This window comes from Tardiphaga sp. 839_C3_N1_4 (assembly GCF_051811045.1).
In the GTDB taxonomy this organism is placed as follows: domain Bacteria; phylum Pseudomonadota; class Alphaproteobacteria; order Rhizobiales; family Xanthobacteraceae; genus Tardiphaga.
Genome location: NZ_JBPWQD010000001.1, coordinates 494,514 through 516,557 on the forward strand (window position 1 = coordinate 494,514; position 22,044 = coordinate 516,557).

General features: G+C 63.0%; 21 protein-coding genes. 15 read left to right on the forward strand and 6 right to left on the reverse strand.

The features are described 5' to 3' along the window. Positions 1-63: 63 nt before the first annotated feature. Positions 64-294: a hypothetical protein gene (locus tag AB8A38_RS02655; protein WP_439084879.1), complete on the forward strand. Its 231-nt coding sequence runs from the start codon at positions 64-66 to the stop codon at positions 292-294. A gap of 35 nt (positions 295-329) precedes the next feature. Next, positions 330-551, forward strand: coding sequence for a hypothetical protein (locus AB8A38_RS02660; protein WP_068732570.1), 222 nt, complete (start codon positions 330-332; stop codon positions 549-551). A gap of 1,058 nt (positions 552-1,609) precedes the next feature. Here the strand turns inward: AB8A38_RS02660 and AB8A38_RS02665 are convergent. Further along, positions 1,610-1,978: a nuclear transport factor 2 family protein gene (locus AB8A38_RS02665; protein WP_439084880.1), complete on the reverse strand. Its 369-nt coding sequence runs from the start codon at positions 1,976-1,978 to the stop codon at positions 1,610-1,612. A gap of 235 nt (positions 1,979-2,213) precedes the next feature. Here AB8A38_RS02665 and AB8A38_RS02670 point away from each other — a divergent pair, with 235 nt between their 5' ends. The 10 genes from AB8A38_RS02670 to AB8A38_RS02715 all read left to right on the forward strand — a co-directional run bounded on the left by AB8A38_RS02670 (position 2,214) and on the right by AB8A38_RS02715 (position 12,063). Next, the gene (locus AB8A38_RS02670) at positions 2,214-2,840 is read left to right on the forward strand and encodes a glutathione S-transferase family protein (RefSeq protein ID WP_439084881.1); all 627 of its coding nucleotides are present in this window, start codon (positions 2,214-2,216) and stop codon (positions 2,838-2,840) included. 193 nt (positions 2,841-3,033) lie between these two features. After that, positions 3,034-4,335, forward strand: coding sequence for a serine hydroxymethyltransferase (gene glyA / locus AB8A38_RS02675; protein ID WP_439084882.1), 1,302 nt, complete (start codon positions 3,034-3,036; stop codon positions 4,333-4,335). 72 nt (positions 4,336-4,407) lie between these two features. Beyond that, positions 4,408-4,890, forward strand: a complete 483-nt coding sequence (gene nrdR, locus AB8A38_RS02680) for a transcriptional regulator NrdR (protein WP_315842579.1) — start codon at positions 4,408-4,410, stop codon at positions 4,888-4,890. Next, on the forward strand, positions 4,887-6,047 hold the full coding sequence (gene ribD, locus AB8A38_RS02685) for a bifunctional diaminohydroxyphosphoribosylaminopyrimidine deaminase/5-amino-6-(5-phosphoribosylamino)uracil reductase RibD (RefSeq protein WP_439084883.1): 1,161 nt from the start codon (positions 4,887-4,889) through the stop codon (positions 6,045-6,047). The genes nrdR and ribD overlap by 4 nt, the downstream gene beginning before the upstream one ends. A 149-nt stretch (positions 6,048-6,196) precedes the next feature. After that, a complete protein-coding gene (locus AB8A38_RS02690; protein ID WP_439084884.1) occupies positions 6,197-6,808 on the forward strand; it encodes a riboflavin synthase in 612 nt (203 codons plus the stop codon). Positions 6,809-7,016: 208 nt separating this feature from the next. Continuing rightward, positions 7,017-7,508, forward strand: coding sequence for a 6,7-dimethyl-8-ribityllumazine synthase (ribH, locus tag AB8A38_RS02695; RefSeq protein WP_439084885.1), 492 nt, complete (start codon positions 7,017-7,019; stop codon positions 7,506-7,508). A gap of 3 nt (positions 7,509-7,511) precedes the next feature. After that, positions 7,512-8,024: a transcription antitermination factor NusB gene (gene nusB, locus AB8A38_RS02700; RefSeq protein WP_433993622.1), complete on the forward strand. Its 513-nt coding sequence runs from the start codon at positions 7,512-7,514 to the stop codon at positions 8,022-8,024. 2 nt (positions 8,025-8,026) lie between these two features. Then, positions 8,027-9,025, forward strand: coding sequence for a thiamine-phosphate kinase (thiL, locus tag AB8A38_RS02705; RefSeq protein WP_439084886.1), 999 nt, complete (start codon positions 8,027-8,029; stop codon positions 9,023-9,025). 393 nt (positions 9,026-9,418) lie between these two features. Continuing rightward, positions 9,419-11,539 carry a sodium-translocating pyrophosphatase gene (locus AB8A38_RS02710; RefSeq protein ID WP_231080398.1) on the forward strand — a complete coding sequence of 707 codons (2,121 nt, stop codon included), beginning with the start codon at positions 9,419-9,421 and terminating at the stop codon, positions 11,537-11,539. Positions 11,540-11,676: 137 nt separating this feature from the next. Then, a complete protein-coding gene (locus AB8A38_RS02715; protein ID WP_439084887.1) occupies positions 11,677-12,063 on the forward strand; it encodes a hypothetical protein in 387 nt (128 codons plus the stop codon). A gap of 88 nt (positions 12,064-12,151) precedes the next feature. On the opposite strand, the gene AB8A38_RS02720 is transcribed toward AB8A38_RS02715, so the two are convergent. Further along, the gene (locus AB8A38_RS02720) at positions 12,152-14,524 is read right to left on the reverse strand and encodes a xanthine dehydrogenase family protein molybdopterin-binding subunit (protein WP_439084888.1); all 2,373 of its coding nucleotides are present in this window, start codon (positions 14,522-14,524) and stop codon (positions 12,152-12,154) included. A gap of 205 nt (positions 14,525-14,729) precedes the next feature. On the opposite strand from AB8A38_RS02720, the gene AB8A38_RS02725 reads away from it, so the two are divergent. After that, on the forward strand, positions 14,730-15,794 hold the full coding sequence (locus AB8A38_RS02725) for a Ppx/GppA phosphatase family protein (RefSeq protein ID WP_439084889.1): 1,065 nt from the start codon (positions 14,730-14,732) through the stop codon (positions 15,792-15,794). 90 nt (positions 15,795-15,884) lie between these two features. After that, entirely contained in the window at positions 15,885-16,595 is a 711-nt protein-coding gene (locus AB8A38_RS02730) for an RlmE family RNA methyltransferase (protein WP_068730972.1), read from the forward strand. Positions 16,596-16,616: 21 nt separating this feature from the next. Here AB8A38_RS02730 and AB8A38_RS02735 read toward each other — a convergent pair whose 3' ends face one another. The 4 genes from AB8A38_RS02735 to AB8A38_RS02750 all read right to left on the reverse strand — a co-directional run bounded on the left by AB8A38_RS02735 (position 16,617) and on the right by AB8A38_RS02750 (position 20,031). Beyond that, entirely contained in the window at positions 16,617-17,483 is an 867-nt protein-coding gene (locus tag AB8A38_RS02735) for a DMT family transporter (protein ID WP_439084890.1), read from the reverse strand. Positions 17,484-17,548: 65 nt separating this feature from the next. Then, complete coding sequence (locus AB8A38_RS02740) at positions 17,549-18,085, reverse strand: TetR/AcrR family transcriptional regulator (RefSeq protein WP_439084891.1); 537 nt, start codon at positions 18,083-18,085, stop codon at positions 17,549-17,551. 203 nt (positions 18,086-18,288) lie between these two features. Then, entirely contained in the window at positions 18,289-18,552 is a 264-nt protein-coding gene (locus tag AB8A38_RS02745; RefSeq protein ID WP_439084892.1) for a hypothetical protein, read from the reverse strand. Between the two features lie 3 nt (positions 18,553-18,555). After that, complete coding sequence (locus AB8A38_RS02750; protein ID WP_439084893.1) at positions 18,556-20,031, reverse strand: MFS transporter; 1,476 nt, start codon at positions 20,029-20,031, stop codon at positions 18,556-18,558. Positions 20,032-20,341: 310 nt separating this feature from the next. On the opposite strand from AB8A38_RS02750, the gene guaB reads away from it, so the two are divergent. Next, positions 20,342-21,829, forward strand: a complete 1,488-nt coding sequence (gene guaB, locus AB8A38_RS02755; protein WP_439084894.1) for an IMP dehydrogenase — start codon at positions 20,342-20,344, stop codon at positions 21,827-21,829. Positions 21,830-22,044: the final 215 nt, after the last annotated feature.

Consider the following 22,044-nt stretch of genomic DNA (forward strand, 5'->3'; position numbering starts at 1 on the left):
CCCTTCGCCGATGGAACAAGTTCCATTCTCGCGCTTTATCGCTTCATCAGAAGGGATCAAGCCATGCTGGTCGAACGCGGTCTGAAGGTGATGAATGTCGAGGCGGTGGGCGACGCCTATGCCATCGCTGCGAACTACCTGCGCAGGTCCGGCGAGATCCCCGATACTTATCTCACCAATGATCGGCTGCTCGAAATCATCGTCCGGATGTTTCATCGCGGCGAAGACAACAAGCTTCGCCTTGCGAACAGAGCGATCGCGCAATTCCAGGCTGCACGGGCTGAAGCCGCGTAGCCGGTTTTCTGATGTCCAACGGGGAAAATGACGACATGCAGATTGCCATCGACCGCATCATGCACACCTATGACCTGATGATGAGCCGCACCCAGGCGGCATCGGACGAAGCTCGCACCAAGGTGACCGACTATGTGCAATCGCTGTTCGACGGCGGCGAGAAGGACCCGCACCGGCTGACGGTGTTCGGCTTGACCTATCTGCGTGAGCTCGATGGCAGCAACGATCCGGTGAAGGCTGGATTTACCGGGCTTTGAAGGATTCGTCGCCATAGGATGGGGCGAGCGTCTTCGTGAAACCCGTCATACGATCTCACGCTACGCTCTCGATCGTCATGGCCGGACTTGTTCCGGCCATCCACGTCTTATTGTGGATTTCGCCAAGGCGTGGATACGCGGGACAAGCCCGCGCATGACGGCGTTTGGTTTGAGCGCGCGCGCGTCACGTGATTTCCAATTCAACTGTCAAACAGCCACTGCTCGTCAGACATGCGTCATCACCCCCATTATTTGCGGCGCGGGGGCGCCGTCGTCTCTTGCATTCCCGCCCCCTTGTGAGAGGGCGTGCGGAACGCCGGGTGCCCGTTGCACCCTTGGGCCTGATGCGATGCGGTCTTCCGCAAGGGGGTAATGCATCAGGACTTTCGGAGGCGCCGAGCGAGTGCCCGACGTTCCGCATACGGTGTTTTTTCAGCCTGCTTGCACTTTGCCTTGGCGAACGGTCCGATCACCAAAATGATGGTCCCACGGCGGAGGGACAGGGAGCCTCAAGCGAGTAAGCCGGACGCGTTTTGACTTGGTCGTCCGTCACACTGTCCAGAGAGTCTTTCCATCCCAAGGCCAGCCGTCTCCTTGCCAGTGGCAGTGCTGGCGCAGATCCGTCCTGCCCGAAGACAGACGTCATCCATGAACCGCGTAACGCCGCATCTCCGGCGTCCACCGCATCCCACCCCGCGAACGTGACGATCGCGATCGCCCCTCTCGGTGGGGCAGGACGATGGGGAATATAAACCTTGTAGGGATGATGTCAATGAGATATAGGAAAAAATGTTTGGGTGCTACCCCGCCCCATACTCGTCATTCCGGGGCGCGGGCGCGTCTTCGCGCACGTGAACCCGGAATCCCGACATGTTTTGCGCTGAACATTCCGGGATTCCGGGTTCGCGCTCTGCCGGCTTCGCCGGCGACGCACGCCCCGGAATGACGGGTGTGGATCGGCAAGCGCTAGTCGCGCGCCGGAATGACGAGCGGGACGCGATGCGCTCATCACACGCGTGCTCATCGAAGTGCTGTCGTCGCGGTTCTGCGACCTCGAACTATCGCTCGACAAGATGCGCGCGCGAGACTGCAGGTTCAAACCGATCGGCGAAATACTGCGTTTCGTTGGCCACCCGTCCTTCGCGGAACTCCATGATGCTCACCGCGTAGGATGGTATACCGTCATAGGTCAGGATGAATTCGGTGACCCATAATTCGCCGCTGCCGATAATCCGCCGAACCGTAAAACGTTTCTCGTTTGGCTGGACAAGCCGGCTCATCTGAATGTTGTGCCGACCGCGGATGCGCTCCCCCGATTGAGGGTAATAAAGTATCGCATCCTCATGGTAGATGTCATGTTCGATATTGAAATCGTTCGCGTCCGATGCAGTCCAATGACGCTCCAGGGCGGCCCGTACATCGTCCATCTCAACCTCCTGCGATAGGCCTCAGGTTGGCGGCTTGGCTTGGTGCAGAGGGGAAGGGAGCCGAACCTCTCCACAATTGCAGTCAGTGGCCTTCCCGGAAAACTAGCACGGAAAAAGGCCCCGAAGATTTTCTCGCTCGCTGTATCATCGCAATCGATGGGGCTTCCGAATAATAATCCTCGAAGAATTCTCACGCCGACGGTCTACAGATCGGCCCAGGGACAAGGACACGCCCATGCTCACGCTTCATCATCTCAACGACTCCCGCTCGCAGCGGATCATCTGGCTGCTGGAAGAGCTCGGCGCGCCCTACGATCTGAAGACCTATCAGCGCGATGCGCAGACGCGGCTGGCGCCGCCGGAACTGGAGGGGGTGCATCCGCTCGGCAAGTCGCCTGTGATCGTCGATGGCGATGTGACCATCGCGGAATCCGCAGCGGTCGTCGATTACATCATCCGCCGCTACGGCAAGGGCGCGATGAGGCCGGTTGAGGGCACTCCGGAGTATGAGGCCTATCTCGAATGGCTGCATTACGCCGAAGGCTCGGCGATGCTGCCGCTGATGCTCAATCTCTACGTGTCCCGCCTGAAGGAGGCCGGGGCGCCGCTGCAGCCGCGGATCGACAGCGAGATGGTCCGGCATCTCGGTTATGCCGACCGGGCGCTGAAGGGCCGCGCGTTCTTCGTCGGCGACAACCTGACCGGCGCGGATATCCAGATGAGCTTCGTGGCCGAGGTCGCCGGCAGCTTCGACCGGCTCAAGGCCTATCCCGATCTGGCCGCCTGGATCGGCCGGATGCATGCCCGCCCGGCGTTCCAGCGCAGCGTCGAGAAAGGCGGGGCATACCGGCTGGCGAAATAGGGCCATCTGACCCTGCAAGGCCCGATCAGCTTGTGCAATCGCCGCATTTGCCGCTACTGCCTAAATATCGCGCCCCGAACCGCAAAACCTTGGCCCCGCCAGCCAGATATGGTATTCGGGGCACCGTTTCCTGATCGCCACTCGTGACCGTCCGCACGCCGAAAGAAGGCCGCGGCGGTGGAGATATTGCCCTATGACCACTTCGGCCAAAACCGGCTCCGCGCCCGACTCGTTCTTCTCCGCCACGCTTGCCCAGGCCGATCCCGAGATTGCCGAGGCGATCAAGGGTGAACTCGGTCGCCAGCGTCACGAGATCGAGCTGATCGCGTCGGAAAACATCGTCAGCCGCGCCGTGATGGAAGCGCAGGGCTCGGTGATGACCAACAAATATGCCGAGGGCTATCCGGGCGCGCGCTATTATGGCGGCTGCGAATTCGTCGATATCGCCGAGAACCTCGCAATCGAGCGCGCCAAGAAGCTGTTCGGCGCCCAATTCGCCAATGTGCAGCCGAATTCCGGCAGCCAGATGAATCAGGCTGTGTTCCTGGCGCTGCTGCAGCCGGGCGATACCTTCATGGGTCTCGACCTCGCGGCCGGCGGCCATCTCACCCACGGCTCGCCTGTCAACATGTCCGGCAAGTGGTTCAAGCCGGTGCACTACACCGTGCGCAAGGACGATCAGATCCTCGATATGGATGCGATCGCCAAGCAGGCCGAAGTGGTGAAGCCGAAGCTGATCATCGCCGGCGGCTCGGCCTATTCGCGCTCGTGGGACTTCAAGCGCTTCCGCGAGATCGCCGACAGCGTCGGCGCCTATCTGCTCGTCGACATGGCGCATTTCGCCGGCCTCGTCGCCGGTGGCGTTCATGCCTCTCCGGTGCCGTATGCCCATGTCACCACGACGACCACGCACAAATCGCTGCGCGGTCCGCGCGGCGGGTTGATCCTCACCAATGACGAGGCGCTGCACAAGAAGCTGAACTCGGCGATCTTCCCGGGTCTGCAGGGCGGTCCCTTGATGCATGTCATCGCGGCGAAGGCCGTGGCCTTCAAGGAAGCGCTGCAGCCGGACTTCAAGGTTTATGCGAAGAACGTCGTCGAGAACGCCAAGGCGCTGGCCGAAACGCTGCGCGCGCAGGGCTACGACATTGTCTCGGGCGGCACCGATAACCATTTGATGCTCGTTGACCTCCGGCCGAAGGGTCTGAAGGGCAACGTCTCGGAGAAGGCGCTGGTTCGCGCCGGCATCACCTGCAACAAGAACGGCGTGCCGTTCGATCCGGAAAAGCCGTGGATCACGTCGGGCATCCGTCTCGGCACGCCTGCGGCGACCACGCGCGGTTTCGGCATTGCCGAATTCAAGGCAACCGGCGAGATGATCGCCGAAGTGCTGAGTGCTGTGGCGCAGTCCGGCGACGGCAGTGCGCCGCTGGTCGAAGCGGCCGTGAAGGAGAAGGTCAAGGCGCTGACGGATCGTTTCCCGATCTATCAGTAAAGCCTGCTACCAAGTGGAGGCCTGCGCGGTCAGAAGGTCGCGCAGGAACGAGTGTCTGGAAGGTTGTTGGGAATGCGCTGTCCGAACTGCAATAGCCTCGATACGCAGGTGAAGGACTCGCGTCCCGCGGAAGATTCCGCCGTGATCCGCAGGCGGCGCGTCTGCGTCGCCTGTAACTTTCGCTTCACCACCTTCGAGCGCGTGCAACTGCGCGAACTCACGGTGATCAAGCGCAACGGCCGCCGCGTGCCGTTCGATCGCGACAAGCTGGTGCGCTCGCTGTCGATCAGTCTGCGCAAGCGCCCGGTCGATCCGGAGCGGGTGGAGACCATGGTCTCGGCCATCGTGCGCGAGCTGGAAAGCGGCGGCGAGGCGGAGATTTCGTCGGAGACCATCGGCGAGATCGTGATGGAGCATCTGCGCGGGCTCGATGACGTCGCCTATGTGCGCTTCGCCTCGGTCTATCGCAATTTTCGCGAGGCCAAGGATTTCGAGGCGGTGCTGGGCGAATTGCATGCCGATGACGACGGCCGGCCGGTGGTCATTCGAAAATGATCTTCCGTATCCTGGAAGATCAATACGCTCAAAAATCTGCTGACGCGAAAGCCACCGACCTGCGCTTCATGCAGCTTGCGCTGACGCTTGGCCGGCGCGGGCAGGGCCAGACCTGGCCCAATCCCGCGGTCGGCGCGGTCATCGTGAAAGACGGTGTGATCATCGGCCGTGGCTGGACCCAGCCCGGCGGACGTCCTCACGCCGAGCCTGTCGCGCTGGCGCAGGCGGGCGAGGCCGCACGCGGCGCCACGCTCTATGTGACGCTGGAGCCGTGCTCGCATTTCGGCAAGTCGCCGCCTTGTGCCGATGCGATCGTCGCTGCGGGCGTTGCGCGCGTCGTTGCCGCAATTGAAGATCCCAATCCGGACGTGGCGGGCCAAGGCCATGCGCGGCTGCGCGCCGCCGGCATCAGGGTCGATGTCGGGCTCTGCGCCGAACAAGCCGCGCGCGATCACGCCGGGCATTTCCGCCGCGTGCGCGACAAGCGTCCACATGTTGTGTTGAAGCTCGCGGTGTCGCCTGACGACAAGATCGCGGCAGCCGGTCACAAGCCTGTCGCCGTCACCGGCGAGATGGTGCGGTCGCGCGTGCATCTGCTGCGCGCGCAATGCGACGCTGTGCTGGTCGGCATGGGCACCGTGCTGGCGGATGATCCCGAACTGACCTGTCGTCTGCCCGGCATGATGAAGCGCTCGCCGATCCGCGTGGTGCTCGACCGTGCGCTGCGCATGTCCGGTAACAGCAAGCTCGTGCATTCGGCGCGCACAACGCCGCTTTGGCTGATGACATCGAGCCTCTCTGAAGCTCCGGCTGCGATGGCGCTCGGCGCAGCCGGCGCGCAGGTGCTGCGTGTGCCGACGACCACAGCACCTCCGCCGGGGCTGGATTTGCCGGCCGTGCTGCATAGCTTGTCGGAGAAGGGCATTACGAAGCTGCTGGTCGAAGGCGGGGCGAAAGTCGCGTCGTCCTTCGTGGCTGCGGCGCTGGTCGACGAGGTCTGGCTGTTTCGCGGGCCCAAGGAGATCGGCGAGGGTGGCATCGCCGCGCTGGACGCATTGCCGCTATCGGCGATCACCGGGTCGCCGGATTTCGTGCAGCATGCTAGCGAGACGATCGAGCGCGACACTCTGACGATTTACGAGCGGGCCACTGTCTAGCTCCGCCCCTCATGGTGAGGAGGCGCGCAGCGCCGTCTCGAACCATGAGATGGCCGGGGCTCGAGCCTGCGGCCATCCTTCGAGACGCGGCCAAGAGGCCGCTCCTCAGAATGAGGTTGGGGTGTGTTGAGATATAGAAAGAGATGAACATGTTCACCGGTATTGTCACCGACATCGGCGAGATCGAGAGCCTTACGCAAGTGGCGCAAGGCCAGCTGCACCGGCTGCGCATTCTCTGCGACTACGACCAGACCACCATCGCCGACGGCGCCTCGATCGCCTGCAACGGCGTGTGCCTCACGGTGGTCGGCTCTGGCGTGGCGAATGGCAAAACCTGGTTCGACGTCGACGCCGCAGCGGAGACGCTGGGCATGACCACGGCAAAGCACTGGAAGCTCGGCACAAGGCTCAATCTCGAGCGCGCGCTGAAGATCGGCGACGAACTCGGCGGCCATATCGTTGCCGGCCATGCCGACGGCATCGCCACCATCGTGTCGCGTGAGAACCTGCCGGACATGGCGCGGATCACCTTCCGCACCACCCGCGAACTGGCGCGTTTCATCGCCACCAAGGGCTCCATCACGCTGGATGGCGTGTCGCTGACGGTGAATACCGTCGATGACGTCCAGTTCGCCGTGCTGATCATTCCGCACACGCTGAGCGTCACCACGCTGGGCAAGGCGTGGGAAGCAGGCGCCGAGGTCAATATCGAGGTCGACCTGATGGCCCGCTATGCGGCGCGGCTGAGCGAGATGACCTAACGCAGTCCCCTCGGTCGTCATGGCCGGGTTTATCCCGGCCATCCACGTCTTCCTTGCGGCCAAGACGTGGATACCCGGCATGCGCCGGGCATGACGGCGCTAAATTGCCAAGTATTGCCCTTGGCTTCACTGCCCGCGACGACTACAAACACGCGTTGTTGACAATCTTCATTCTTGGAGATGTTCAACGTTTTTAACAGGTTGAGATATGGCAGACGCGCGACGCGCTCATTTGCAGGACCAGACCGACATCACGGGCGCGCGCGTCCTGATCGTCGAGGCGCGGTTCTATGACGACATTCAGGATGCGCTGCTGGAAGGCGCGATCGTTGAGCTGAAGGCAGCCGGCGTCAGTTACGACGTGTTGACGGTGCCGGGCGCGCTGGAAATTCCTTCGACCATCGCGATTGCCGTCGATGCTGCCGCGAAAAGCGGCAAGCCTTATGAAGCGGCAATCGCGCTCGGCTGCGTGGTACGTGGCGAGACGTTCCATTTCGAGATCGTCTCGATGGAGTCGTCGCGCGGGCTGATGGATCTGTCCGTCGATCTGCGGCTGCCTCTCGGCAATGGGATCATCACGGTGGATACCGACGAGCAGGCCTGGGCGCGCGCGCGCGCCGGCGAATTGAACAAGGGTGGGGACGCGGCCCGCGCCGCGCTGTCCGTGCTGCGCATCATGCGCCGTCTGGCGAAGGCCTGAGTGATGGCTGACAAGAAAGCCGACTTCAAGAAGCCCGTGCCGAAAGGCGATCGCAAGGCCAACCGTCGTGGCGCTGCGCGTCTCGCCGCCGTGCAGGCGCTGTACCAGATGGATGTGGGCGGCTCCGGCATCAACGACGTCTTCGCCGAGTTCGAGAGCTTCTGGCTCGGCAGCGAGATCGAGGGCGACCAGTATCTCCCCGCGGAGGAGGCGTTCTTCCGCGACATCGTGTCCGGCGTGGTGCGCGATCAGAACAAGCTCGATCCGCTGATCGACGACGCGCTCTCCAGGGGCTGGCCGCTGCAGCGGATCGAGGCGATCCTGCGCGCGGTGATGCGCGCCGGCGCCTATGAGCTGGAACATCGCAAGGACATTCCCGGCCGCGTCGTGGTGTCGGAATATGTCGATGTCGCGCATGCCTTCGTCGAAGGCGACGAGACCGGCATGGTCAATGCCGTGCTCGACCAGATCGCCCGGCAATTTCGCGCGGAAGAGTTTTCGCGCGCAGGACACTGACCATGTCAGCCGGGTCCAACGCATCCGGCGAAGACACCCTGATCGCGCGCTACTTCAAGCCGCTTGCGCGTGATCCCGGCGCGTTCGGCCTGACCGACGACGCCGCGGTGCTCAAGGCCGACGGCGAGGATATCGTCGTCAACACCGACGCCATTGTCGAGGGCGTGCACTTTCTCCCCGACGATCCCCCGGACACCATCGCGCGCAAGGCGCTGCGAGTGAACCTCTCCGACCTCGCCGCCAAGGGCGCGGTGCCTGCCGGCTTTGTGCTGACGCTGGCGCTGCGGACACATGACGAGGCGTGGCTGGCGGAGTTCGCGCGCGGTCTCGGCGAAGACATCGCAACATTCGGCTGCGCATTGCTCGGCGGCGATACGGTCTCGACGCCGGGGCCGCTGATGGTCTCAGTCACCGCCTTCGGACGCGTTCCGGTGGGCAAGATGGTCCGCCGCCACGGCGCGGCAGTGGGGGACCGCGTGGTCGTGAGTGGCACGATCGGCGATGCCGCGCTTGGCCTTGCGGCGCTGAAAGGCGGCGCGGTCGCGGCGGCGCTGGCCAGTGACAGTAACGCGCATGACGCGCTCGTGGCACGCTATCGCGTGCCGCAGCCACGCAACGCGCTCGCATTGGCGGTGCGCGATTTCGCGACGGCGTCGATCGATGTCTCCGACGGATTGGCTGGCGATCTCGCCAAGCTCTGTGCCGTTTCGGGTGTGTCCGCCGTCATCGATGCATCGGCTATTCCGCTGTCGGATCCGGCGGCAGCACTGCTGGATCGCGGTGTGATCGGTCTCGAAGCGGTCGTTGCCGGCGGCGACGACTACGAAGTCCTCTGCACCATTCCAGACAATCGCACGACCGGTTTCGTGCAGGCCGCGCACCAGGCGGGCGTGCGGGTCGCGGTCATCGGGACGATTGTTGCAGGTGCGTCATCGCCGTGCTTCGTCGACCAGGCGGGCAGGGACATCGTGTTGAAGCGCCTGTCCTACAGCCACTTCTGACTAGCCTCACCGTTCCCGCAAGCGCGGACCTAACCTCTCCCCGCATCTTGCGCGGGAAGAGGTCGCGGCGGGTGAGGGGCGGGGCACGCGGTTTGACCAAGTAATGCTGTTGCTGGTTCGGAACGATCCGAAGCTGCCGACCAAGGGAGGGGCCATTGCCATGTCCCTCACCCGAACCCGCGCTTTGCGCGGCTTTCGACCTCTCCCCGCGCAAGATGGGGGGGAGGTTAAGAGCCCCTCCAAAAATCCTGCATTAGCCCATTGGCAGCGTTGCACGCCGATACCGATTTTGCCATGCTCATCAAACGAGAGGCCGTCCTCACGTGCTGGGCAGGCCTCCTTTTTATGCGCCAAATAACAAGGCGCCGGGCAGGAAGGACTGAGGCAGATTCCATGACAGCATTGTGGGTGATCGTGCTCTGCGGGGCACTGTCGATCGTTTACGCGATCTGGGCGACGAGTTCTGTGTTGAAGGCCGATGCGGGTAACGCACGGATGCAGGAAATTGCAGAGGCCGTGCGAGAGGGCGCACAGGCCTATCTGAAGCGACAATATCTCACCATCGGCATTGTCGGCGTCGTGATCTTCGCGCTGCTGGCTTACTTTCTCGGCATGCTCGTTGCCTTCGGCTTCCTGATCGGTGCCGTGTTGTCGGGCGCAGCCGGCTTCATCGGCATGAACGTCTCGGTGCGCGCCAATGTCCGCACCGCGCAGGCGGCGACAATCTCGCTGGCCGGCGGCCTCGAACTCGCCTTCAAGGCGGGTGCCATTACCGGCATGCTGGTGGCGGGTCTGGCGCTGCTCGGCGTCACCATCTACTTCGCTTATCTCACGCACTTTCTCGGTCTCGCTGCCAACAGCCGCACCGTGATCGATGCGCTTGTGGCGCTCGGCTTCGGCGCGTCGCTGATCTCGATCTTCGCGCGTCTCGGCGGCGGCATCTTCACCAAGGGCGCTGACGTCGGTGGCGATCTCGTCGGCAAGGTCGAAGCCGGGATTCCCGAAGACGATCCACGCAACCCGGCAACGATCGCCGACAATGTGGGTGACAATGTCGGCGACTGCGCCGGCATGGCCGCCGACCTGTTCGAGACTTATGCGGTGACCGCGGTCGCCACCATGGTTCTGGCCGCGATCTTCTTCGCGAGCTCGCCATTGCTGGTCAACATGATGACGCTGCCGCTCGCCATTGGCGGCATCTGCATCCTGACTTCGATTGCCGGCACGTTCTTCGTCAAGCTCGGTGCCAGCCAATCGATCATGGGCGCGCTGTACAAGGGCCTGATCGCCACCGGTGTGTTGTCACTGTTCGGCGTTGCCGCCGTGATCTACTGGCTGATCGGTTTCGGTCCGCTGGCAGGCGTGAAGTATACGGGTCTGGCGCTGTTCGAATGCGGCGTCGCCGGCCTCGTTGTCACGGCGCTGATCATCGTGATCACCGAATACTACACTGGCACCGACTATCGTCCGGTGAAGTCCATCGCGCAGTCGTCGGTTACTGGTCACGGCACCAATGTGATCCAGGGGCTGGCGATCTCGATGGAGTCGACGGCCGGGCCGGCAATCGTCATCATCGCCGGCATTCTCGTCACCTACAGCTTGGCGGGCCTGTTCGGTATCGCGATCGCCACCACGACGATGCTGGCGCTGGCCGGCATGATCGTGGCGCTCGACGCCTTCGGTCCAGTCACCGACAATGCCGGCGGCATTGCCGAAATGGCCGGTCTGCCGAAGGAGGTCCGCAAGGCCACCGACGCGCTCGACGCGGTCGGCAACACCACCAAGGCGGTGACCAAGGGTTATGCCATCGGCTCGGCTGGCCTCGGCGCACTGGTGCTGTTCGCGGCTTACAATGAAGACCTCAAATTCTTCATCGCCAATGCCGCGAAGTATCCGTACTTCAAGGATGTGCTGCCGGACTTCTCGCTGACCAATCCGTATGTGGTGGTCGGCCTGCTGTTCGGCGGTCTGCTGCCTTACCTGTTCGGTGCGATGGGCATGACGGCCGTGGGCCGCGCGGCCAGCGCCATCGTCGAGGAAGTGCGTCGTCAGTTCCGTGAGAAGCCGGGCATTATGCAGGGCACCGACAAGCCGGATTACGGCCGCGCGGTGGATCTGCTGACCAAGGCAGCGATCAAGGAAATGATCATCCCGTCGCTGCTCCCGGTGCTGTCACCGATCGTGGTGTACTTCATCATCTACGCCATTGCCGGCGGTGGTGCGGTCGGCAAGTCGGCGGCGTTCTCGGCGGTCGGCGCCATGCTGCTCGGCGTGATCGTCACGGGTCTCTTTGTGGCGATCTCGATGACCTCGGGCGGCGGCGCCTGGGACAATGCCAAGAAGTATATTGAGGACGGCCATTTCGGCGGCAAGGGCTCCGACGCCCATAAGGCTGCCGTCACCGGCGACACCGTCGGCGATCCCTACAAGGACACGGCAGGCCCCGCGGTGAACCCGATGATCAAGATCACCAATATCGTGGCGCTCTTGTTGTTGGCGATCCTCGCGCACTAGACGGCCGCGATGCCGAATGCGAAAATCCCGCGGTGCAAGCCGCGGGATTTTTCTTTCTACGTTTGATCAGGTAGGACCACATGCAGCCGTTGCCCCATGGTCGGGTTCGTTTTCGTCATAGTCTCGTAGCCATCGGAATGTTTGTGGCCTGCAGCGCATCGGCTTTGGCCGCCGAGCAATGCCCGGTCTCCGAGGCCGCCATCAGCAAAGCCGGCGGTCTCCACCAGGCGATCATCGCCGCGATGAAAACCGAATTCAGCTGCGAAGGCGCATACCGGATTCTGGAGCTCTGTGCGCTCGGTTCGTCCGGGGATAATGCGCTGTCCACCATCGTGCTGTCGAAATGCGAACCGCGCTTTCTCCCCAAGGCGGTCGCCGCCACCAAGGCCGCCTATGAGAAGGCGCGCGCGAAATGCGACAAGATCGCGGAGAAGAACGAGGGCTCGATGTATCAGAGCCAGGCTGCGGTCTGCATCGCGCGCTCCGGGCGGGATTTCGCGCGAAAATACGGGACGAAGAGCTAGGGGTGCTGTCGGTCACGGCGCGTCAGCATAGACGACACAAAGAAGCCCCGCGATGTGATCGCGGGGCTTTCTGTTGAGACGGTCTGGCTTACGCCGCCTTGCTCTGCTTGCCGTCCTGGATGGCGCGCCAGATGCGCTCCGAGGTCAGCGGCATGTCGATATGCGTGACGCCGTAATCGCTAAGCGCATCGACCACCGCATTGACGATGGTGCAGAGCGAGCCCGCGCAGCCGGCTTCGCCGCAGCCTTTGGTGCCCAGCGGGTTGGTGGTTGCAGGCGAGGGATGATCGCCGACCAGCATCAGCGGAATGTCGCCGGCGCGGGGCATGGCGTAATCCATGAAGGAGCCGGTGATCGGCTGGCCCGACGCGTCGTAGCTGACTTTCTCCATCAGCGCCTGGCCGATGCCCTGGGCCACGCCGCCATGCAACTGGCCGGCGACGATCATCGGATTGACGATGGTGCCGAAGTCATTGACCGCCGCGTAATTGACGATGGTCAGAACGCCGGTGTCGGGATCGATCTCGACTTCGGCGACATGACAGCCGTTCGGGAAGGTCGATGGCACGTCCGATGAGGTGTGGTCGACGTCGAGCGAGGAGGGCACGCCGTCCGGCATCTTGCCCTCGCGCACACGCTGCGACAGTTCCATGATGTCGATGGAACGGTCGGTGCCGGCAATGGTGAAACGGCCGGCCTTGAATTCGATGTCGGCTTCGGACGCTTCCAACAGATGCGCGGCGGCAGCCTTGCCTTTGGCGATGACGAGATCCGAGGCTTCGACGATGGCCTGGCCCGATGCGGTGATCGAGCGTGAGCCACCGGTGCCGTTGCCCATGCGGACGAGATCGCTGTCGTTCTGTTCGAGCCGGATGGCGTCGAACGGCACGCCGAGCTGCGCCGACAGCACCTGCGCGAATGGCGTGGCATGGCCCTGGCCGTAATCCAGTGTGCCGGTGGTCAGCGTCACGGTGCCGTCATCGCCGAAGGTCAGTTTGCCGAGTTCGCCTGACGGCGGCGCGGTGACTTCGAGATAGGAACCCACCGCAATGCCGCGCAGCTTGCCATTCTTGCGGCTGTCCTTCTTGCGCTTGGCGAAGCCAGCGTGATCGGAAATTGCCAGCGCCTTCTCGAACACGCCCTGGAAATCGCCGCTGTCATAGGTGACGCCGGAGGCGGCCGCGAAGGGCAATTGCGATGGCTTGATGAAGTTGCGCTTGCGCAGCGTGAAGCGGTCGATGCCCATCTCGTCGGCGGCGCGGTCGATCAGCCGCTCCATGAAGTAGTTGGCCTCGGGGCGCCCGGCACCGCGATAGGCGCCCATCAGCGTGGTGTTGGTGAGCACGCATTTGATGTCTACCGACAGCAGCGGCGTCTTGTAGACGCTGGCGAGGTTCTTGCCTGTGTTGAGCGACAGCGGGCTCGGCGATACGCCGGTGATATAGGCGCCGAGATTGCCATAGCCTTTCAGGCGCACGGCGAGAAACTTGCCGTCCTTGTCGAGGGCGAGTTCGGCATGGATATCCTGCGCACGGCCGTGGCTGTCGGACAGGAAGCTGGAGGAGCGCTCGTCGAGCCACTTCACCGGCTTGCCCAGTTCCTTCGCGGCATGCAGCAGACAGATATATTCAGGATAGCTGATGTTCTTCATGCCGAACGATCCGCCGACATTGCCGGTGAGGATGCGGACCTTGTCGGGCGCGACGTTGAGCTGCTTGGCGAGTGTGTTGCGATTGCCGGCGACGCCCTGGGTCGGCACCTGGATCACGTAGCGGCCGCCGGATTTTTCGTAAGTCGCGAGCGCGCAGCGTGGTTCCATCGAAACCACCGCGACGCGCGTGTTTTCAATATCGAGCTTGGTGACATGCGCTGCCGACGCAAAGGCGGCCTCGACGGCAGCGGTGTCGCCATAGTGATAGTCGAGCGCGACATTGTTCGGGATGTGATCGTAGAGAACAGGCGCGCCGGGCTTGGTTGCGGCCTCGCAATCGGTGACGGCGGGCAGGGCGTCGATGTCGAGGACGACGGCTTCGGCGGCGTCGCGCGCCTGCGCGACTGTTTCAGCCACCACGAAGGCGACGGGGTCGCCGACATAGCGCACCTTGTCGGTCATCAGCGCATGGCGATTGGTCTGGAATAGCGGGGTGCCGTCCTGGCTCTTGAGCGGCAGGCCGCAGGTGAAGGGGCCATAATTGGCGGCTTCGAGATCCTGGCCGGTCCAGACGCCGCGGACACCCGGCATCGCCTTGGCAGCCTCGGTATCGATGCCGCGGATCACGCCATGGGCATGGGGACTGCGGACGATCCAGGCATAGAGCTGGCCGGGCAGGTTGAGGTCGTCGGTATATTTGCCTTTGCCGCGGACGAGGGTGTCGTCCTCCTTGCGGCGGACAGGCTGGCCGACCCCGTATTTCTGCATGGCGATGGCGTTATCGACGGGCGAGCCGGTAAAATCTTGCATGATGAATCCATCAAATGTGGATGATTCCAGGATTTGGCGCGGGGGCGCGCCCCTGTAGATCCCTGAGATAAGGCAGCGTGACCTGTACGACAACGGACGATTGGGCATGGGGGTGCGCCAAGGTTGCGCTGATCCTGTGCCCTGCTAAACTTTCCGTGAAAGATATTTCCACGTCGGCCGGAACGGTCGCGGAAAGACAGATTGAATGGATGATGACACGCGGCTTCGCGGCGGCCACGGGCCGGGCGAGGGTGTGCAGGGATTGGTTGCGGCATTGGCCGACGGCGGGCGCGAAGCCGCATGCGCCAACACCTATGCCGCGCTCGATCTCGGAACCAATAATTGCCGTCTCCTGATCGCCTGTCCCACGGGCGACAGCTTTCGCGTGGTCGATTCGTTTTCGCGGATCATCCGGCTGGGCGAGGGCGTCTCGACCTCCGGCCTCATCAGCGACGCGGCGATTGCCCGGGCGATTTCGGCGCTCAGCATTTGCCGCGACAAGATCCGCGCGCGGGACGCACAGCGGCTGCGGCTGATCGCGACCGAAGCCTGCCGGGCGGCCTCGAATTCGGACGCGTTTCTCGACCAGGTAGCGCGCGAGACCGGCATTACGCTGGAGATCATCGATCGCGAGACTGAAGCGGCCCTGGCTGTGATCGGCTGCTCGCCGCTGATCGATCCGCAGGGCCGCGGCGCCATCCTGTTCGATATCGGCGGCGGCTCATCGGAACTGGTGCGTATCGAACGCGATCCCCATGATCCCTCGGGCAAACCGCTGATCAAGGCGTGGATGTCTATTCCGCTCGGTGTGGTGACGCTGGCCGAGAAATTCGGCGGCAAGCACGTGACCCGGGACAGCTACACGCAGATGATTGCGGAGGTCGCCAGACACGTGGCGCCGTTCGCCGCCGAACATGCCGGCGATCTCGACGGCATGCACATGCTGGGTACCTCGGGCACCGTGACCACGCTGGCCGGCGTCTATCAGGGGCTGGCGCGCTACGACCGCCGCCGCATCGACGGCATCTGGCTCAGCAATGCCGAGCTCGACGAGACCATCGCCAGGCTGCTCGACATGACCTATGCGGAACGCGCGGCCAATCAGTGCATCGGCCCGGATCGTGCCGATCTGGTGCTGTGCGGCTGCGCCATTCTGGACGCCATCCGCAACGCGTTCCCGCTGCCGCGGCTGCGCGTGGCCGATCGGGGGCTGCGCGAGGGCATGCTGGTGGAAATGATGCGCGAGGACGGCGCGATCCGGGTTTCCTGAGCCCGATTTCCCCGATTCAGAGCGAATATTCGGGTTTCCTGCCATGCCGTGCTAAGGGAAACGCGAATAGCTGAAAGCAAGCACGAGACCATGGCCAAAGACACCACCGGACGCCTGCGGATCCAGGTCAAGAGCGCCGGCAGAATGAAGCTGTCGTCGAAGCTCTGGCTCGACCGCCAGCTCAATGACCCCTATGTGCAGCAGGCCAAGAAGGACGGCCTGCGGTCGCGCGCGGCCTACAAGATCATCGAAATCGACGACAAGTACCGCTTCCTGAAGCCCGGCCTGTCGGTGGTCGATCTCGGCGCTGCGCCTGGCGGCTGGAGCCAGATCGCGGCGCGGCGCGTCGGCTCGGCCGAGGGCAAGGGGCAGGTGGTGGCCATCGATCTGCTGGAAATGCCGGAGATCGTCGGCGTGACCTTCGCCCAGATGGACTTTCTCGACAATGATGCGCCCGACAGATTGAAGGCGATGATGGGCGGTCTCGCCGACGTGGTGATGTCCGACATGGCCGCCAACACCACCGGCCATCGCAAGACCGATCAGCTCCGCATCGTCGGCCTCGTCGAGGATGCGGCAGCCTTCGCCGCCGACGTGCTCAAGCCCGGCGGCACCTTCGTCGCCAAGGTGTTCCAGAGCGGCGCCGACGCCACGCTGATGACGCAGCTGAAGCGCGACTTCGCGACGGTGAAACATGTGAAGCCGGCTGCGAGCCGCAAGGACTCCTCGGAACGCTACGTGCTGGCGATGGGTTTTCGCGGCGTGGCAGGCGATCACCGGCTCGGTGAGCACGACAACTAGGTCGTGAGCGCATACGCGACTCTAAGTCCGATTTGTTAGAGCGCTCGATCTCACTTGTGTGATGGCAACACCGGAGATGGCGAGCAGCGCCCCGACAATCAACGTTGGAGTGATATGCTCGTCAAGGAACAGCACGCTTGAAATCAGGGCAAAGACCGGAAGAAGCAAACCGAATGGCGCCACGCGGCCCATGGTGCAGCGAGTGATGAGCCAGAACCAAAGGCTAAATCCAACAATTCCTCCGATGAAAATGGTGTAGGCGAGCGCGAGCCAACCACGTTCATCCGCCGTGACGAGGGACGTCAATTGTCCATCTTCAAGGACAGACGACATCAGCATCACCTGTGGCACCGTGAAGAGAGAGGACCACCCCGTCAACATCAAGGGGTCAAAGGGTCCGTGCCGCTTCGTTAAGACGTTGGCGACCGCGAAGGCGAGTGCGGCCCCGACCACCAGCAGAATCGGAATAGCGTTTGCAGACAGACCAGGCCCCGCTGCAAGCACGACCACGCCGAGAAATGCCAGCAACACCCCACTAGACGTTACGAGAGACGGTCTCTCCGCGAGCAGCGGCCAAGCCAACAGGATGGTGAAGGGCGTGGCGAGTTGATATGCGACGGCCGAAATACTTCCGGAGCCGAGCCCGAGGCCGACATAGAAGAGGCCGAAGTTCAGCCCACCAAGAAAGACCGAGATCGCGGCGACAGGGCTGAGCTCCTGACGTGCAGGCCTTTTGACGAACGGAACGAGCAGCAATGCCATAGCCAGAAAGCGCAGGCCAAGAAAGAAGAGCGGCGGAAATTCCACAATGCCCACCTTAATGACCACGAACTGATAACCCCAAAGCAAGGGCACCATCACCGCGCAGACAATCTGGATGAGCGACATGACACTTTCCATTCAAGACTGTTCGGTCCAGATATAGGTGCGTTCAAAAGCAGCGCCTTGACGCGTTACCTGCTGAAGCGTTCGAGAAGAGCGTCAACGGTGGCTTGCGATGTGCTTCGTGTCGGACGCGTTTTACCTACGACACGCAGCCCCTCGACGAAGCAAACGAGCAGTCGCGCCGCGCTTGCAGGCTCGACACCATGAGCCAACTCGCCTGCGGCCTTCGCGCGCGACAGCGCATTCGCTACTTTGGCCTCCATAGCTTTGAAAAAGCTGCCGATGCGGCGATCGACTTCCGGGTCGCGGCCACCCAACTCCATGGCTGTCGCGACCAGCAGGCATCCGCGGCGACCATTGGCGCCACTCGTCCGATCGACGTAACCGGCAAGGTAGGCCCGCAGGCCAGCGACTGGCGCGCCACGCGGGTCGAGTTCGATGTCGATCCGTAGCAGGGCGTCGGCAATGTAGCGATCGAGCGCGCGCAGGAAGAGTCCGCGCTTGTCACCGAAGGCGGCGTAGAGACTGCCACGCGAGAGGTTCGTCGCTTGAAGAAGGTCCGGAAGCGCCGTGGCATGATAGCCGCGCGACCAGAACACGTTCATGGCGCGCTCGATGGCGGCTTCCGTGTCGAAGCCTCGGGGGCGGCCGCGCGGCAACCGCACAGGGGAATGATGTTCCATTAGTGATATATGGACCGATTGGTCTTTAATTGCAAATGACAGCTTAAGGTGATGGGCGCGGGGAGTTTATGACAGGGCGCGCCTTGGGCGATCTGTCGGCTCTCGTCATCTTACGGTCGGATGATTTACTTCGCGCTCTCGCATTTCGGCGACAGCATCGGCACATTCGGCCATGACCAGTTTCGCCAGGATCCATCACGCTCGACGCAGGCCGGCGGTGTTTTAGCGGCAGCCGGATCGGTCTGCTCTTTGGCATCCTGCGCGGTCACCTGCTCAACGGGCGCGGGCTTCGGCGGAAATCGCCTGTTCACATAATCGAACGACATGACGCCGGCGATGATCGTGAGGACGATCGTGGCGAGACCTATGGCCCATTGCGAGCGCGTCACAACTCACCCCAGCTTCTGATCCCTTGCATCTGCGGTGCCTTCGCTGGCCGCCTTGACCGCGGCTTTTGCCTCGCCCTTGCGGCTGGCGATATCGATCACCTTGCGGCCGGAGATTTCGTGGCCGGCGTCGTCCGGCATCTGCCAGAAGAACCAGGCCGAGGCTGCCGAGATCACGGACACCACGAGGAAGGCCGGTGCAAAGTCGGCCGCGGACAATTCGGTCATGCCGCGCATCAGCATGGTGGATTCCACAGAGAATGCACCGATCGCGACGCCGGCGGAGATCGACAGCTGCTGGTTGACGCTGACCAGCGTGGTGGCGCGGCTCATCTGCGCCGTCTCCACCTCGGCATAGGCAACCGTGTTGATCGCGGTGAATTCGAGCGAGCGGAAGAAGCCGCCGACCACCAGGATAATCAGGATCAGCATCAGCGGCGTGGTCACCGTGAACAGCGCACAGGCGGCGAGGAATACCGAACTCACCACGGCGTTGACGGTCATCACATTGCGGAAGCCGAAGGCGCGAATGATGCGCGCTGCAAGCGTCTTCATGCCCATCGCGCCCACCGCCGAGCCGAAGGTCACCATGCCCGACTGGAACGGCGACAGGCCGAAGCCGACCTGCATCAACAGCGGCAGCAGGAAAGGCAACGCGCCGATGCCGAGCCTGAACAGGAAGCCGCCGATGATTGCGGCGCGCAAGGTCACCAGCCGCATCAGCGAGAAGTCCAGTACCGGGGACGCGGTGCGCCGGGCGTGGATCACGTAGAGGGTCATCGACATCGTGCCGATGCCGACCAGTGCGGCGACGATCGGCCATGGCAGCAGATTGAGGCCGGCGACCGAGAGGCCGAAGGCGATGCCGGCGAGGCCGACGCCGGCCAGCACCAGGCCCAGCAGATCGAAGCGCTCCGGATCCTCCGAGCGGATGGGATCGATGAAGCGCAGCGCCAGATAGATGCCGAGGCAGCCGATCGGGATATTGATCAGGAAGATCCAGTGCCACGAGAAGTAGGTGGTGATGAAACCGCCCAGCGGCGGGCCGATCACCGGGCCGATCAGCGCCGGCACCGTCATCCACGCCATGGCACTGACCAGCGCGCTCTTGTCGATGGAGCGCAGCAGCACGAGGCGTCCGACCGGCGTCATCATGGCGCCGCCGAGACCCTGGATGATACGGGCGATGACGAAATGCGTGACCGATTGCGACAGCGCGCAGCCGATCGAGCCGATCATGAACACGCCGATGGCGATGGAGAACACGGCGCGTGCGCCGAAGCGGTCGGCGGTCCAGCCGGAGGCCGGAATGAATACCGCGAGCGAGAGCAAATAGGAGGTAATCGCCAGCTTCAGCGTGAGCGGACTGGTGCCGATATCGGCGGCGATGGCCGGCAGCGAGGTCGCGATCACCGTGGAGTCCATGTTTTCCATGAACAAAGCGGAGGCGACGATGAGCGGGATCAGGCGTTCTTTATTCATGAAATTATTGATGATTCTTACGAGTGCCCAAGCTGCGGGCGCTTTAACATCCTGCCGGGGCGTGGGCTATTGCGAGAGGCCGAATACCTCCTAAATCATCCGTGACTGCGCCCGCCCGGCTGAAGGCCGAAAACGCCTAAAATCCCTGTGCATGGCAGCCAAACGCTTTGATTTCGCGCAGCAGCATGCTATCGACCACCGCCAATCCTACTTATGGGTTCAGATTCGACGACGGTGTCCTGCGCCGCCGTCGAATTGGTGCATCCAGAGGTTTCTACCGCGATCCCGAGGTCGCCGCATGGAGTTGGCAATGGCAGTCGTTCAGAAGATCCGCGAAGCTTACACGTTCGATGACGTTCTGCTGAAGCCCGGCCTGTCGGACATCCTGCCTTCCGACGCCGATATCCGCTCCCTCGCCACCCGTGCCATTCCGCTCAATATTCCGATCATCGCCTCGGCGATGGATACCGTCACCGAGGCCCGCATGGCGATTGCCATGGCGCAGGCCGGCGGCCTCGGCGTGATCCACCGCAACTTCGATCCGGAGGGCCAGGCTGCCCAGGTGCGCCAGGTCAAGAAGTACGAATCCGGCATGGTGGTAAATCCGCTCACCATCGGTCCCGACGCCAAGCTGGCCGAAGCGCTGGCGCTGATGAGCGAGCACGGCTTCTCCGGCATTCCCGTCGTCACCGGTGCGAGCAAGGACGTCCCCGGCAAGCTGGTCGGCATTCTCACCAATCGCGATGTGCGCTTCGCCAGCAATCCGAACCAGAAAATTTCCGAACTGATGACGCACGAGAATCTCGTGACCGTGCGCGAAGGCGTCAGCCAGGATGAAGCCAAGCGCATGCTGCACAAGCATCGCATCGAGAAGCTGCTGGTCGTCGATGACCAGTATCGCTGTGTCGGCCTGATCACCGTGAAGGACATGGACAAGGCCGTCGCGCATCCCCTGGCCAGCAAGGACGCGCAGGGACGTCTGCGCGTCGCCGCTGCGACCACCGTGGGCGAGGGTGGTTTCGAGCGCACCGAACGTCTGATTGATGCGGGCGTCGATGTCGTTGTTGTCGACACCGCGCATGGTCATTCCATGCGCGTGCTGGAAGCCGTGACGCGCATCAAGAAGATTTCGAACTCCGTGCAGGTGATCGCCGGCAACATCGCCACCACCGAAGGTGCGCAGGCGCTGATTGATGCGGGTGCGGATGCGATCAAGGTCGGCATCGGCCCAGGCTCGATCTGCACCACACGCATCGTCGCCGGCGTCGGCGTGCCGCAGCTCACCGCGATCATGGATGCGGTGGAAGCCGCGAAGAAGCACAACATTCCGATCATCGCCGACGGCGGCATCAAATTCTCGGGCGATCTCGCCAAGGCGCTCGCTGCCGGCGCCGACATCGCCATGGTCGGCTCGCTGCTCGCGGGCACCGACGAAACCCCCGGCGAAGTGTTCCTGTGGCAGGGCCGTTCCTACAAGGCCTATCGCGGCATGGGTTCGGTGGGCGCCATGGCCCGCGGCTCGGCGGATCGCTACTTCCAGCAGGACATCAAGGACACGCTCAAACTCGTGCCGGAAGGCATCGAGGGCCAGGTGCCCTATAAGGGCCCGGTGGCCAATGTGATGCATCAGCTCGCCGGCGGCCTGCGCGCCGCCATGGGCTATGTCGGGGCCAAGACGCTGACCGAATTCCACGACAAGGCAGAATTCGTCCGCATCACCAGTGCCGGACTGCGCGAAAGTCACGTGCATGACGTGACGATTACCCGCGAAAGCCCGAACTATCCGGGCGGCGCTTAACTATATGCGTGATCTCAGGCACTTTCGCAGTGCCGCATAGGCATCGCTGCCTAAATTGAGCCCCACAGATCGGCGAAAACGCGCTATTGTTCGCGCGTCACGTGCGCTGTCGGCTATGGATGTCCCGATATGGATTTCCAGGGCCGGACGAACCCGGCCGCGGAGCTTGGCTCCGTGTCGCGTTGTGATGCTCATTTTCGACAATGACCTTGTCA

Excerpts from the sequence above, each read along its gene's own strand:
- AB8A38_RS02655 (WP_439084879.1), top strand. The coding sequence starts at position 64 with ATGCTGGTCGAACGCGGTCTGAAGGTGATGAATGTCGAGGCGGTGGGC.
- AB8A38_RS02660 (WP_068732570.1), top strand. The coding sequence starts at position 330 with ATGCAGATTGCCATCGACCGCATCATGCACACCTATGACCTGATGATG.
- AB8A38_RS02665 (WP_439084880.1), bottom strand. The coding sequence starts at position 1,978 with ATGGACGATGTACGGGCCGCCCTGGAGCGTCATTGGACTGCATCGGAC.
- AB8A38_RS02670 (WP_439084881.1), top strand. The coding sequence starts at position 2,214 with ATGCTCACGCTTCATCATCTCAACGACTCCCGCTCGCAGCGGATCATC.
- glyA (WP_439084882.1), top strand. The coding sequence starts at position 3,034 with ATGACCACTTCGGCCAAAACCGGCTCCGCGCCCGACTCGTTCTTCTCC.
- nrdR (WP_315842579.1), top strand. The coding sequence starts at position 4,408 with ATGCGCTGTCCGAACTGCAATAGCCTCGATACGCAGGTGAAGGACTCG.
- ribD (WP_439084883.1), top strand. The coding sequence starts at position 4,887 with ATGATCTTCCGTATCCTGGAAGATCAATACGCTCAAAAATCTGCTGAC.
- AB8A38_RS02690 (WP_439084884.1), top strand. The coding sequence starts at position 6,197 with ATGTTCACCGGTATTGTCACCGACATCGGCGAGATCGAGAGCCTTACG.
- ribH (WP_439084885.1), top strand. The coding sequence starts at position 7,017 with ATGGCAGACGCGCGACGCGCTCATTTGCAGGACCAGACCGACATCACG.
- nusB (WP_433993622.1), top strand. The coding sequence starts at position 7,512 with ATGGCTGACAAGAAAGCCGACTTCAAGAAGCCCGTGCCGAAAGGCGAT.
- thiL (WP_439084886.1), top strand. The coding sequence starts at position 8,027 with ATGTCAGCCGGGTCCAACGCATCCGGCGAAGACACCCTGATCGCGCGC.
- AB8A38_RS02710 (WP_231080398.1), top strand. The coding sequence starts at position 9,419 with ATGACAGCATTGTGGGTGATCGTGCTCTGCGGGGCACTGTCGATCGTT.
- AB8A38_RS02715 (WP_439084887.1), top strand. The coding sequence starts at position 11,677 with ATGTTTGTGGCCTGCAGCGCATCGGCTTTGGCCGCCGAGCAATGCCCG.
- AB8A38_RS02720 (WP_439084888.1), bottom strand. The coding sequence starts at position 14,524 with ATGCAAGATTTTACCGGCTCGCCCGTCGATAACGCCATCGCCATGCAG.
- AB8A38_RS02725 (WP_439084889.1), top strand. The coding sequence starts at position 14,730 with ATGGATGATGACACGCGGCTTCGCGGCGGCCACGGGCCGGGCGAGGGT.
- AB8A38_RS02730 (WP_068730972.1), top strand. The coding sequence starts at position 15,885 with ATGGCCAAAGACACCACCGGACGCCTGCGGATCCAGGTCAAGAGCGCC.
- AB8A38_RS02735 (WP_439084890.1), bottom strand. The coding sequence starts at position 17,483 with ATGTCGCTCATCCAGATTGTCTGCGCGGTGATGGTGCCCTTGCTTTGG.
- AB8A38_RS02740 (WP_439084891.1), bottom strand. The coding sequence starts at position 18,085 with ATGAACGTGTTCTGGTCGCGCGGCTATCATGCCACGGCGCTTCCGGAC.
- AB8A38_RS02750 (WP_439084893.1), bottom strand. The coding sequence starts at position 20,031 with ATGAATAAAGAACGCCTGATCCCGCTCATCGTCGCCTCCGCTTTGTTC.
- guaB (WP_439084894.1), top strand. The coding sequence starts at position 20,342 with ATGGCAGTCGTTCAGAAGATCCGCGAAGCTTACACGTTCGATGACGTT.